12 protein-coding genes are annotated in these 12,535 nt (G+C 57.0%); 3 read left to right on the top strand and 9 right to left on the bottom strand.

Features of this window, described 5'->3' with window-relative positions:
- Positions 1-143: 143 nt before the first annotated feature.
- A complete protein-coding gene (locus tag KHU33_RS13060; RefSeq protein WP_211463526.1) occupies positions 144-1,277 on the top strand; it encodes a porin in 1,134 nt (377 codons plus the stop codon).
- A gap of 123 nt (positions 1,278-1,400) precedes the next feature.
- On the opposite strand, the gene KHU33_RS13055 is transcribed toward KHU33_RS13060, so the two are convergent.
- From KHU33_RS13055 to KHU33_RS13020, 9 genes are all read right to left on the bottom strand, one after another.
- Positions 1,401-2,213: an alpha/beta hydrolase family protein gene (locus KHU33_RS13055; protein WP_211463524.1), complete on the bottom strand. Its 813-nt coding sequence runs from the start codon at positions 2,211-2,213 to the stop codon at positions 1,401-1,403.
- A 92-nt stretch (positions 2,214-2,305) separates the two neighbouring features.
- The gene (locus KHU33_RS13050; RefSeq protein WP_211463522.1) at positions 2,306-3,343 is read right to left on the bottom strand and encodes an isocitrate/isopropylmalate dehydrogenase family protein; all 1,038 of its coding nucleotides are present in this window, start codon (positions 3,341-3,343) and stop codon (positions 2,306-2,308) included.
- Between the two features lie 9 nt (positions 3,344-3,352).
- On the bottom strand, positions 3,353-4,702 hold the full coding sequence (locus KHU33_RS13045; RefSeq protein ID WP_329956050.1) for a 2-hydroxycarboxylate transporter family protein: 1,350 nt from the start codon (positions 4,700-4,702) through the stop codon (positions 3,353-3,355).
- Positions 4,703-4,892: 190 nt separating this feature from the next.
- Positions 4,893-5,018, bottom strand: coding sequence for a hypothetical protein (locus tag KHU33_RS26690; RefSeq protein WP_268907123.1), 126 nt, complete (start codon positions 5,016-5,018; stop codon positions 4,893-4,895).
- A 427-nt stretch (positions 5,019-5,445) separates the two neighbouring features.
- Positions 5,446-6,927: a hypothetical protein gene (locus KHU33_RS13040; RefSeq protein ID WP_211463520.1), complete on the bottom strand. Its 1,482-nt coding sequence runs from the start codon at positions 6,925-6,927 to the stop codon at positions 5,446-5,448.
- Positions 6,928-7,649: 722 nt separating this feature from the next.
- Positions 7,650-7,811: a hypothetical protein gene (locus KHU33_RS13035; protein ID WP_211463518.1), complete on the bottom strand. Its 162-nt coding sequence runs from the start codon at positions 7,809-7,811 to the stop codon at positions 7,650-7,652.
- Positions 7,801-9,099 (bottom strand): TAXI family TRAP transporter solute-binding subunit, encoded by a 1,299-nt coding sequence (locus tag KHU33_RS13030; protein ID WP_211463516.1) that lies wholly within the window; start codon positions 9,097-9,099, stop codon positions 7,801-7,803. The genes KHU33_RS13035 and KHU33_RS13030 overlap by 11 nt, the downstream gene beginning before the upstream one ends.
- 143 nt (positions 9,100-9,242) lie before the next feature.
- Positions 9,243-9,590, bottom strand: coding sequence for a zinc ribbon domain-containing protein YjdM (locus tag KHU33_RS13025; protein WP_211463514.1), 348 nt, complete (start codon positions 9,588-9,590; stop codon positions 9,243-9,245).
- Positions 9,591-9,744: 154 nt separating this feature from the next.
- The gene (locus KHU33_RS13020) at positions 9,745-10,662 is read right to left on the bottom strand and encodes a LysR family transcriptional regulator (protein WP_211463512.1); all 918 of its coding nucleotides are present in this window, start codon (positions 10,660-10,662) and stop codon (positions 9,745-9,747) included.
- Between the two features lie 112 nt (positions 10,663-10,774).
- Here KHU33_RS13020 and KHU33_RS13015 point away from each other — a divergent pair, with 112 nt between their 5' ends.
- Entirely contained in the window at positions 10,775-11,986 is a 1,212-nt protein-coding gene (locus tag KHU33_RS13015; RefSeq protein ID WP_230414241.1) for a serine hydrolase domain-containing protein, read from the top strand.
- A gap of 20 nt (positions 11,987-12,006) precedes the next feature.
- On the top strand, positions 12,007-12,535 hold a 529-nt coding region (locus KHU33_RS13010), incomplete at its 3' end, for an MFS transporter (protein WP_211463581.1).

The following is a 12,535-nucleotide window of genomic DNA, read 5'->3' as shown; positions in this document are numbered from 1 at the left end:
ACAAGAACTCAAACTCTTCGACTGTATCCAAAAAGCAACAAAAATATATAAGCCGAATGCTTTTAGGAAACTTGCGATTATTATCTTTTAACGGTCAGGCGAAATTGGCCGGTGAATTCAATATACCCATGTTTGGAGGAAAAATGAAAAAATCGCTATTAGCGTTAACTGTTCTGGGGACGCTCGGATCTGCCAATGCAGCATATGCACAATCCAATGTCACTATCTATGGCCTGATCGACGCCACCATCAGCACCGTCAATCATGCTGACAAGGCCGGCGACCGCCTGACCGGCATCCCGGTCGCCTGGTTCAGCGGCAACCGCATCGGCTTCCGCGGCGCTGAAGATCTGGGCAGCGGACTCAAGGCGATTTTCAAACTGGAAGCCGAATTCGTGGTCGGCACCGGTGAAATGGATACGCCGGGCGTGCTGTTTAACCGCGACGCCTGGGTCGGTATGCAAGACACCACCTTTGGTCAGCTCACACTGGGCCGCCAAAACACCCTGGCACGCGATTTTTCCCAAGTCTACGGCGACGCCTACGGTTCCAAGCTGGGTCTGGAAGAGGGCGGCTACACCAACAACAACAACTTCAAACAGCTGATTTTCTACTCGGGCAGCGCCACCGGCACCCGCTATGACAATGGCGTGGTGTGGAAGAAAGTGTTCGATAACGGCGTGGTGGCCGGCCTTGGCTATCAGTTCGGCAACGTCGCCGGCCAGTTCGCCCACAACACCACCAAATCGGCGGCGATCGGCTACAACGGCCCGAATTTCATCGTCTCCGGCTTTATCAACCAGGCCGACGTCGGCAACGGCGTCGACACCAGTCTGGAAAAGCACAAATCCTATTCGGTGGGTGGCAGCTACATTTTCGATCTGGTGCGTTTGAATGCCGGCTACTTCCATTACACGGCAGAGCAAGGTGCACTCGGCAAGCGTAAGGACGATGCGTATACCGTATCGGCCAAGTTCACACCGCAAGGTTCGTTCGACTATGAAATCGGTTATCAAGTGATGAAGGCCAACAACGCTGCTTACAATGCGGCCGGCACCAGCACCTTGAATGCCTATGCCGATGCCAGCGGCTCGACCGCAACCGGCAGCGGCAAAAAGAAAACCCTGTACGGTTCGACCTTCTACCATCTGTCGAAGCGTACCGAGCTGTATCTGGCTGCCGACTACATGAAACTTGACGGCGGCTATCGTGTAGGTTCGGCGAACGGCTTCCAGAACCAGACCGAATTCGCGGTGGGCATGCGTACCCGCTTCTGATTGCTGTCATCGCCGGAGGCAGAGTATAAAAAACTCTGCTTTCGGTGAATTAGAAGTTCAACAACGGACATGCGATCAAGCTGTTTTAGCTTGGCCTGGGTACATGGATGGCACACCGTAAAATCAGCTCGTTTCTGGAGTGACTAGATTATCTTGATAGCCGGACCTTTTGGCGTCACCGATGATATAACGCTCACTCCATGCCGCAATGACTTTTGCCGCATACAAAGCATCGCTTTTCCGAGTAAGAAGATGATCTGCATCATCTAAGGATACGAAGCTTTTCGGGTGTTTTGCAACGCTGAAAATATGGCTCGCATTCTGCACCGCGACTGTCTCATCTTGCGGCGAATGCATGACCAGCAACGCCCCGTCAAACTCCGAAATATTGTGCAGCAATCGCTGTTTCTCCGCATCGATGAGAAACTGTTTCTTGATTCTGAATGGTCGCCCACTGAGCTTGACTACGGCTTCACCATTAGTTTGAATCTCGTCCAGATATCCACGGAACTGCTTCTTGACATGCGCTGGATCACTTGGCGCACCGATGGTAACGACACCGCGCACCTCCGGTATCTTTGAAGCGGCGGCTAGCACCGCCGCGCCGCCGAGGCTATGCCCGATCAGCATGGACGGCGCACGATATGTCTGCCGCAAATAATTTGCCGCGGCGGTCAGATCAGCCAGGTTCGAGGAAAAATTGGTATTGGCAAACTCCCCCTCACTTGCACCCAAGCCGGTAAAGTCGAAGCGCAATACCGCTATGCCGCACGTGGCGAGCGCCTGTCCAATTCGACTGGCTGCGAGAATGTCTTTGCCGCCTGTGAAGCAATGAGCGAACAAAGCATAGGCGCGTGTTTCTCCCGTTGGAAGATCGAGGCGAGCGGCAAGTTTTTGCTTTTCAGCCCCTAAGAACTCGAAACGTTCCGTTGGCATTTTTTTCTCCAGGCATATTAAAAATAAAAACCTTGATCGTGCCAACGTGAGGGTGACATATTCCGCCGCTGCACAGTTCGATGGATCGCTAGCTAGATCACCTCAAGCCGACGCACAATCGCATCGGTAAACTCTTGAGTGGATGCGCTGCCCTTGAGATCGCCCGTCGCAATTTTGTCTTTGTTCAGCGTGTCGGTGATCGCGGTGCGCAGCCGCAGGGCCAGATCGCCCCGGCCGACATGATCCAGCATCTGGCCCGCTGCCAGCAGCAAGGAAATCGGATTGGCGATGCCCTTGCCGGCGATGTCCGGCGCCGAGCCGTGCACAGCTTCGAAGATCGCGCAGTCGTCGCCGATGTTGGCGCCCGGCGCCATGCCCAGGCCGCCGACCAGGCCGGCCATCTGATCGGAAAGAATGTCGCCGAACAGGTTGGTGCATAACAGCATGTCGAACTGCCAGGGGTTGAGCACCAGTTGCATGGCGCAGGCGTCGACGATCATGTCGTTCATCTGCACTTTGCCTTCGTATTCGCTCGCAACTTCTTTGGCGGCTTCCAGGAAGATGCCGGTCAGCGCTTTCAGGATGTTGGCTTTGTGGACTACGGTGATTTTCTTGCGGCCGTTCTTTACCGCATATTCGAAGGCAAAGCGCGCAATCTTCTTGCAGGCTTCGCGTGTGTTGATGCCGGTAGAGACGGCGACGGCGCGCGGGTCGTCGCCGACCGGAATGTAGTATTCATGGGCCACATAAAAGCCGCCGATGTTTTCCCGGATCAGCGCGATGTCGATGTTTTCGTAGCGGCCCGGCACAATCGTCAGCGCCGGTCTGACATTGGCGTACAACTGGAATTCTTCGCGCAGGCGGACGTTGGAGGAGCGGAAGCCTCCGCCTACCGGTGTGGTCAGCGGGCCTTTGAGGGCCAGCTTGTTCTTGCGGATGCTGGCCAGGGTTGCTGCCGGCAACGGGTCGCCGCTGCTGTTGACGCCGGCCATGCCCGCTTGTTGTATGTCCCAGGAAAAAGGCGATCCCAAGGCATCCAATACCTGGACCGTGGCTTCGACTACTTCCGGGCCGATGCCGTCGCCGGGGATCAACGTTGCGGGAATTTGGGGAGTTATTGTGTTTTTCATGAGATCCTTTTATTTCAACTGGGACATGACAATCAGGGTCAGAGTGACTGTAATCGCACCGCCAATGCGCGTCGCAATCTGTGCAAACGGCATCATTTGCATGCGATTCGCCGCCGTCAAAATCGCCACGTCGCCGGTGCCGCCCTGGCCGCTGTGGCAGGCATTTACAATTGCCGTTTCAATCGGATACATGTTCAGCCACCGCCCGACCACGAAGCCTGTCGCCATCAAGGTCGCAACAGTCGATATGATGGTGATGAGGTTGAGCACGTTGAATGCGGACACCAGTTTGTCCCAGGGCGTCATGGATACGCCGATGGCAAACAGCAAGGGGTAAGTGACCGCCGTGGAAAAGAACTTGTAGACGACCAGAGAGCCTTGTTGCAACTGCGGCGACACTGCGCGTGACAGCTTGAAAATCACGGCAATAAACAACATGGCGACCGGCGCCGGAAAATCGAACAGCTTGTAGCACATCAATCCAAACATATACAGCGAGATTGCGGTAATGCCGGCGGCCGCAATATTGCCGACATCCGTATGAGCGAGACCTTCTTCCTTCGCCGGATGCATTTCGTCATGCTCGCCCGGCTGCAGCCGGCCCTCGCCAGTGAGGTGCGGGTATTTCTTGCCCACAAAATTCAGCACGCCGGCGAGCATGATTGCGGTCAGGCTGCCGAGCATCACAGGGGGCAACACCTGCGCAAAGACATCACCCTGAGCCTGGTGCAATATTCCGGAGTAACCAATGGATAAGGGAATAGCGCCTTCACCCACACCGCCGGCCATGATCGGAACAACGATGTAAAAGAAAGTATGGTAGGTGCCCAGGCCAAGCAGAGTGCCGACGGCCGTGCCGACAATAGCTGCCGCGACAGAACCGGCGGCAAGCGGCACAAAAATCTTGATGAAACCTTTGATGAGAACCGTTCTATCCATGCTCAAGATACTGCCGACAATGATCGACGCAATGAATAGATAAAGAAAATTGGTCGACTTGGTGAAATCGACTACGTTCTTTAAAACCATGGCAGGCAAAAGATGCTGGAATGCCAGGTAGGAAGGGATGAAGGTCGCAAAAATTGCTGCGGCGCCTATGTTGCGCATGATAGGGAGCCGCTTGCCCAATTCCGCGCAAGAAAAGCCGCCCACTGCCAGCAACGCAATCGATACCGAGATATCGGACGGCACTTTGCCGGTGACGACAAATCCGGTGATCAATGCCAGCAGCAACAAGTACACCGGCAACGGTATAACGCCAATGCGCATTTCCATCAATTTCCACCAGCCGTACGGCCAGAATTTTTCGGATGTTTTTTCCGTGACCGGCATAAGCTGTTCAGCAGGTATAGCTTTCATTTCTTTCTCCTTTGATTCAAATTCTAGAGTTGGCACAAGGCTCGTCATGCTGTGTTTTTAAATACAAAGGCAGTTATGAGTGTGTGCTGTCGCAGCCTTACGGCTAATGTGGAACATGGCGCGAATAAGTTGCTCGTTCAGGAAACGTGCAGTTTTTTCCCGTTGCTACTCTGCCCGATGACTTCATCGATCAGAACAAGGCATGCGCCCCCCAGGGCGGCCAATCTGCAGGTGTCAAGGCGGTACTGCGCTGATGGATAAAATCGGTGGCGTCATCCTTGATGAACGTCAGGATCGTGTTAAATGTGCGCGCCAATCTGGCAGCATCTATCTTGCAGGTGCTCAGTCGGCTCTACCGGAAAATAGATAATCTGCGCGATGCCGCCAGTCATGACGGCGATTTTTTGATGAGTTGGCAGCCATGCCCCCGGTCGCTGCAATCGGGGCAGCACTCGCGTGTGCCGCCGGCATTGCGGGCGGATGCATTGGGCCATAGAGAAATTTAGGCATTACTTCTTGTCTCCACGATTTTGGGAATTATGACCTGCCGCAATTGATATGGCGGCCGTGATCTTCCTCAAACATTTATTAACGTGGATGTATTCTAGGCCAGCATAACTTTCATCCAGCTTTCCAATTCCTCACTATTTAATTTGCTGTGCGACATCACTAGGGCCTGTGACAGGCCCTGGAACAGGCTCTAGAAGCCGACCCTGGAACTACTGCAGGTTAAAGAAACAGGGCTACGCTGCCGGTCCCCGATCGTCCTCCGGCATGTCGATCACGTGATACTCCGCTCTTGCGGCCATAGGCGGATTGGATTGGTGAATCATGTTGCCGGCCCGATTCGCTGCCTCACCTGCTTTATCAATTGCGGTATCGGCGAGAACATCGGTCATTGTCCATGCCGCAAATACCGGTGCGCTGGTGATCGTCCCGACTGTTTCCTGGATGGCGGAGATGCTGGCTGGATCCATTCCCGCCTTTTTCGCTGCGATTCCGGCCGCTGCTTTTGCTGCGGAGACTGCGGCAAAACCGCCGGCCAGCACACCGTTCGTCAAGATACGCTTGGCAGTCAATAGTTCGCGCGCCCCGCTAAGCGTGTCCGTCGCGATATCCACAGGCAATCTGGCGGCACGCTTCAACCCATTGATGCCGGCATCGGTCCATGTGGCATTTTTCAGTCTATCGAAATGCGCTTCCCAATCAGGACGGCCGAGCAAATATTCAGGGCCGACACGATGATTCTTCTCATTGAACGCATTCATGGCGACATATGCAGCCGAGCCGGCGATGGGACCTCCGGCAGCCGCTATCCAGGAGTCAACCCCAGTTGCCGCAGCTGCGCCGGCTTTCTTGGCAACCGCCGGAACGACAGCATTTCGCAGGATGTTGCGTCCGGTATAGGTCTGAAACGAAGCCGAAATTTCGAGAGCTTGCTTCATCAGATTGCCCGTTGCCCCTTTTGCTTCCGCCATCACCGGCTCCAGCTGTTCCGCGTCCGCTTTCATCCATTGGGTATTGCCGGTCGATTTCTCCAGAATTTTTGCGCCCACGGTATCTGCGGCGCCAGAAAACACGCCGGCAATGGCGCCGCCTTGTGCCGGGGTTTTTGCGGCCGCGGTCAATACCTGCTTGGCGTCCAGCAATCTTGATGCAATTCCGAACGGGACTGATCTCACGTAGCCCACGGTAGCTTGCGCAACGCGATCCATGTTAGTTCCTTTTGACAGGATCCGATGGATACTTTCAGGTGTTTCGCCTTTTGCATCGAGTCTGATTGCTCTCTCGCCGATCAGCAATTCGAAAGCTTCATGGTTGCCTTCATTAATATGCGGCGCAAATATTTCGTGCAGTTGCACTGAGATTGAATCCCTGTTCGGAATCTGAATTACTTCCTCTCCCAGCCGAATGTTTTCAGCATCCAAGGGTGCGGTTGGTTCAGCCTCGTCTGCAAGCATGCCGCTCATTTCGATTTCAATATGGGTCGCCCTGGCCATTGCCGAGCTTTCCGCAGTGGAGGAAAGAGGCGCCTTCGCAGTTGACGACGAACCCAAATATTTACCGGAGAAAATGGTGGAGAGCTTTCTGCGGCTGACGGGAGCTTTGGGAATCAGCGGCAGCGGAGAACCTTCCGCAATTGGAGAGCCTTCGATGCGGGAAAGCGCCAATTGCTCATCGAAAGTTATTTTTTTTTCCTCGTCTGAGAGGACGTCGAGATTCAATTCCCCGCTGTGATGCCGCGTCGACGAACCAACGGTGGCCCGTCCGCTTCCGCTCCTGCTTGACGATGCTGAAATTCGTCTGCCGCTGTCCGTGCGTCCCTCAAATCCGATACTGGAAGATACTGACATCCTGGCGCTTTCCACTCTTCCTTCATGGCCTATGCTGGAGGACACCGAATGTCGGTTACTACCGGTATTTGGCTCTGCAAGCCGGGTTAATTCGCCTGAGCTCGCCATCGGGCTGCGGGATCTCGACCTTCGGCTGGAACCGCTTGTATTCGTTTCGACATTCTCGGTGATCTCAGTGTTCTCGGGCGAAATCGTGGGCTGGGGTAGGTTTTGTATATGCATTTCTGATGCTCCATAAAAGACCGTCAAGGTTCTGGGTCATCATTTCCTGTCGAATAGTCTCGTCTCTCAATCGATATCTGCCATTCGACATTCAGCCGTTCAATGTTGGCTATTGGAAATTTCGATATCGTTTTCATACTGCGACATGTGACCAGTCAACCTCTTCAAGATGCGAAATAAAGAGGCCCTGAGCGAATAGATGCTTAAAAGGTAATTGGTGCGTAACAAAACATCAGAAGTGGGGTAATTTCGAGGCGCCGGGGAAAATTGGATCGCTGCATGCTGGCTGTCTAGCAAGCCGCCATTCTCCGGCTCGCTCGTCAATCTGAAGCGGCGTACGTAAAGCGAGGGAAGCAGCCGAGCGGAAAATGTTATGGGGATGCCAGGTTTGATGTGGCTCGTTTCAGCGCGAGCGGCTGGACGATGAGCGTGACGCCGCGTTCGACGGCCATGCGGACCAGGGCGATCGCCTCGTCCTTGCCAGCTTGTCCAAGTGTCAGGAAGTCTCCAATCAACCCCAATTCATTGTTCAACCTTCTGCGCCACCTGAACAATCCGTTCCCGCACCACCCGGATCGCCTGTTTGAGCGCATACACATCTTGAAAATAACGCTGCGGAATCCGTATCTGGCTGGCGTTCGCATCGATGTTTTCGATGTCGTCGCGCCATTGCGCAATCTGTTCCTTGCTGGGATTCTTGCAAGCCCATATCTCATCTTCCAGCGACTTGATTTCGCGATACCAGACCACCAGCCGGTTTTTCATGCGTGCCGCCACCATGCGCGGCAGCGCTTGCAGCAGCCCGAACAACAAGGCCATGAAGGGTAGCAGGATCAGCAAGCGCCTTTCAATGAAACTGGCTAGCCAGAACGGCAGGTAGCGTTGCAGGAAAGGGCGGCCGGATTTGAAGTAGCGGGTGCTTTCGTCGGAAACCGGAAAATCATCCGTATTCAGGTTGGGAAATACACCGCGCGGCGTAAAGTAATCTTCGCGGGCATGGGCGGCGTTGGCGGCTTCCAGCAGCAGGTAGGCCAGGGCCGGATGCAGGGTATCCTTGGAAACCAGCAGGGCGGTGGCGGCCAGCATGGTGACGTCGGCTTGCGGCAGATCGTTGGCGATGCTGGTCGAGGCGCGTGGAAAAATGATCTTGGAGAGCGAGGGAAACTTCAGCACCAGCGCGTCTGCCTGGGCAAAACTCATCAGCTTCAGATCGCTGTTGAGCAGCATTTTCTGCATGGGGGCGTCGGGCCTGCCGATAAAAAAGGCGGCGTCCAGCTGGCCGTTTTCAAGATTCTGGTAGGCCTTGTAGGCATCCATTTCGATCAGCGTGGCGTTGTCGCCGTTGATGCCGCTGTGGCCGAGCAGAATTCGCGAGACTTTCAGCAGTCCGCTGCCGGGAACGCCGACGGAAACCCGCTTGCCGCGCAATTGCGTCAGCCGGTTGATGACGGTGTCGCCGCGATAAAACACCCAGATCGGTTCATAGGAGACGGCGGCGATGGTTTGCAGGTGATCGTTTTCAGTCGGGGCGTTGGTGCCGGACTGGATGAAGCCGACTTCGTATTCGCTTTCCGGATCCGTCAGCCGCTGATAATTTTCCACCGAGCCGGAGGAGCGGCGGATATCCAGGGTGATGCCTTCACGTTTCAGGAGCGGCGCATAGCGCTCTGCAAAACCGCTATAGATGCCCTTGTCGGCGCCGGCGGTAATCACAATCGTGCGCTGGATGGCGGGCTTGAGCATGATGAACAGGGCCCAGCCCAGCGCAGCGATCAACACGATCGCGCCGATGATCAGGAGCCGCAGGCGTTGCGCGGTCATCGGTGGCTTCTGGATGCGGTGCAGTGCTGGGTTTTGTCTGGGCATGGTGCGGATTTGAAGCGCTTAGTCGGGCAACGCGAAAACCGGGCGCGAGGCTGTTGGACTGTTGCCGGGGAGTCCGATGGCTATCGCTCCCCGCACAATTACACCACCTTCTTGACGAACTCCGATTTCAGGCTCATGGCGCCGAAACCGTCGATTTTGCAATCGATATCGTGATCGCTGTCGACCAGGCGGATATTCTTGACCTTGGTGCCAACCTTGACCACGCCGCTGGAGCCTTTCAATTTCAGGTCCTTGATCACGGTGACGGTATCGCCATCCTGCAAGACATTGCCGACGGCGTCGCGGTAGACCTTGACGCCGTCGCCGCCGGATTCTGCAGTCGCCTGTGCCGACCATTCATGGGCGCATTCCGGGCAGATGAAGAGGCCGCCGTCTTCGTAGGTAAATTCGGAGTTGCATTGCGGGCATGCTGGTAGGGTAGTCATGGTGTTGTCTTTCGAAATAAAGCCGGAGCCGTAAAAGTGCGACAGTATACTGCGTGACTATCGCTGTCAGGATTGAAATGTTTTTTGAGGCGCACTACCTGTTCGCACTACCTGTCGTTTAACCTTCTCGCATCCGCCAGCTCTGGCATTTGCCCTAAACCGGCTGTTTTGTTTTTCCGCCAGCTCTCTGCGCAAACACCCGCTCCACCAGGAAATCGATGAACACGCGCAGCTTGGGCGTCGGATGCCGGCTGGTCGGCCATAGCACCCGAAATGCGGTGGTGCGCTCGACGTAGTCGTCCAGTACCGTGCGCAGGCGGCCGTCGGCGATGGCGTCGCGGACGGCGAAGCCCGGCAGGCAGGCAATCCCCAGCCCGCGTAGCGCGAAGCAGACGCGGGTTTCAATGTTATTGCAGATCATGGATGTGGGTAGGACGATTTCGGCTTCGTCAGGCGTGTGCCGCAACGGCCAGACCTCCAGCTTGCCGCTGTTCGGGTAGCGGTAATGCAGGCAGCTATGGCCGGCCAGGTCGGACGGCTTCTGCGGAACGCCGCGCTGGGCAAAATAGGCGGGTGAGCCTGCCAGCAATACGCGAAATGAACCGAGCAAACGAGATGAAAGGCGTGAATCGGCCAACTCGCCGGTACGCACCACGGCGTCGAATCCCTCCTCGATGACGTCGACGCTGCGATCGGTGAAATCAAGATCCAGTTCGACTTCCGGATATTGCTGCATGAAGTCAGCCAGCACCGGCAGCACCAGCGAGCTGACCAGCGGCAGGCTGACGCGCAGCCGTCCGCGCGGCGTTCCGGTACTCAGCGACAGTTCGTTTTCGGCAGCCTCTATCTCGGCCAGCACGCGCCGGCTGCGCTCTAGAAACAGGGTTCCCTCCGAGGTCAACGTGATGTTGCGCGTGCTGCGGTGAAACAGGCGCACGCCGAGCCGCTCTTCGAGCCGCGCCACCCGTTTGCCGATAGCCGACGCCGACACGCCCAGCAAGCGGCCGGCGGCGACAAAACTGCGGGTTTCAGCCACTTGGACAAACACCGCAAATCCACTCAGGCTCTCCATATGCTCTCCAATTGCGGACATTTGTGTCCTTATAGAGTGGAACTATAGCCCAGTTTATCTTTAATCGATGGCCTCCTATGATTTGCCGATCACACCAACAGAAGGAACCATCATGCCAATACGAATGCCCGCTCCGGGTCCGCTCGAATCGTCCGCTGCTTTGCAAACACGCCTTGATACGGCGCTTGACTCGGCTTTGCAGGAACAACGGCTGGTCGGCGCCGTAGTCTTGATTGCGCAGGACGGCAAGCTGGTTTACTGCCGTGCAGCTGGGTTTGCCGACCGCGAAGCCAGGCGCCCGATGCGCGACGACGCGCTGTTCCGGCTGGCCTCGGTCTCCAAGCCCATCGTTTCCACTGCGGCCATGGTGCTGGCGGGGCAGGGGCGGCTGGGGCTGGACGATACGCTTGAGCGCTGGCTGCCGGAGTTCCGGCCACACCTGGCGGACGGCAGCGCTGCGCAAATCACCGTGCGGCAACTGCTATCCCACACGGCCGGCCTGGGTTACCGGTTTTTCGAAGCCGACGAGAACGGCCCGTATGCGCTGGCCGGCGTCTCCGACGGCATGGATCAATCCGGCGTTACGCTGGCCGAGAATCTGCGCCGCATCGCCAGCGTGCCGCTGCAGTACCAGCCGGGCACGGCGTGGGGTTATTCGCTGGCGACCGATGTGCTTGGCGCGGTGATCGAGCGGGTCTGCCAGCTGCCGCTGGACGCCGCAGTGAAGAGTCTGGTGACGGCGCCTTTGGCGCTGCACGATACGGCCTTTTTTGCAGCCGAGCCGGCGCGCTTGAGCAGCGCTTACGTGAACCAAGGTACGCCGCCACGGCGCATGCAGGAGACCGACATCGTTTCTCCTTTCGAGGGGGCGGTAGGTATCCGCTTCCAGCCTGCTCGCGCGCTCGATGCGCACGCCTTTCCTTCGGCAGGCGCCGGCATGGTTGGCAGCGCCGGCGATTTTCTGCAGTTGCTGGAACTGCTGCGCGAAGGCGGCCGTGCATTGCTGCCGCGCTCGCTGGTCGATGAAATGGCGAAGAATCATACGGGTGACCTGGAACTGCCGAATGCGCCGGGCTTCGGTTTTGGGCTGGGGTTTTCCGTGTTGCGCGATCCGCTTGCAGCGAATTCGCCGGAGTCGGTCGGCACCTGGCGCTGGGGCGGCGCTTATGGCCACTCCTGGTTCGTCGACCGCGCCCGCGGGCTGAGTGCGGTCGCCTTCACCAATACCTTGTACGAAGGCATGGCCGGCCGGTTCGTGACCGATGTGCGGGACGCCGTCTACGGCTGTCAGTCTGAAGCGAAAATCACGGAGCGGGCAGCATGAAAACCGTCGAGTTTCAAACCATGGAGCCAGTCACGCCGGACGGCGTTCCTTCCGCTGCTGCCGGCCTGCCGCTGGCGGGTTTGCTGGCCTTGGCGATGGCGGGATTCATTACCATTCTGACCGAGGCTTTGCCGGCTGGCTTGTTGACGCAGATGAGCCGCGACCTGGCGGTGTCGGAATCGGTGGTCGGCCAGTTGGTCACGATTTACGCCATCGGCTCCTTGCTGGCCGCGATTCCGCTGGTCGCCGCCACTCGCAGCTGGCGCCGGCGGCCGCTGCTGCAAACCGCGATCGGCGGCTTCTTTATCGTGAATACCGTTACCGCGCTCTCCGACAGCTATCTGCTGACCTTGGTCGCGCGGCTGTTTGCCGGGGTCTTCGCAGGTTTGCTGTGGGCTTTGCTGGCCGGTTTTGCCAGCCGCATGGCGGCGCCATCGCTGCGAGGCCGCGCGATTGCGGTTGCCATGGTCGGCACGCCACTGGCCCTGTCGCTTGGGATTCCGCTGGGCACCTTGCTCGGCAGCTGGATCGGCTGGCGTTTCACTTTTG

This window comes from Collimonas silvisoli, from assembly GCF_018305005.1.
Classification (GTDB): Bacteria; Pseudomonadota; Gammaproteobacteria; order Burkholderiales; family Burkholderiaceae_D; genus Collimonas; species Collimonas silvisoli.
This window is presented reverse-complemented; position numbering and strand designations above follow the sequence as displayed.

Bases quoted from the DNA above. Each gene is read 5' to 3' on its own strand.
- KHU33_RS13050 (WP_211463522.1), bottom strand. From the start codon at position 3,343: ATGAAAAACACAATAACTCCCCAAATTCCCGCAACGTTGATCCCCGGC.
- KHU33_RS13045 (WP_329956050.1), bottom strand. From the start codon at position 4,702: ATGAAAGCTATACCTGCTGAACAGCTTATGCCGGTCACGGAAAAAACA.
- KHU33_RS13030 (WP_211463516.1), bottom strand. From the start codon at position 9,099: ATGACCGCGCAACGCCTGCGGCTCCTGATCATCGGCGCGATCGTGTTG.
- KHU33_RS13060 (WP_211463526.1), top strand. From the start codon at position 144: ATGAAAAAATCGCTATTAGCGTTAACTGTTCTGGGGACGCTCGGATCT.
- KHU33_RS13055 (WP_211463524.1), bottom strand. From the start codon at position 2,213: ATGCCAACGGAACGTTTCGAGTTCTTAGGGGCTGAAAAGCAAAAACTT.
- KHU33_RS13015 (WP_230414241.1), top strand. From the start codon at position 10,775: ATGCCAATACGAATGCCCGCTCCGGGTCCGCTCGAATCGTCCGCTGCT.
- KHU33_RS13020 (WP_211463512.1), bottom strand. From the start codon at position 10,662: ATGGAGAGCCTGAGTGGATTTGCGGTGTTTGTCCAAGTGGCTGAAACC.
- KHU33_RS13025 (WP_211463514.1), bottom strand. From the start codon at position 9,590: ATGACTACCCTACCAGCATGCCCGCAATGCAACTCCGAATTTACCTAC.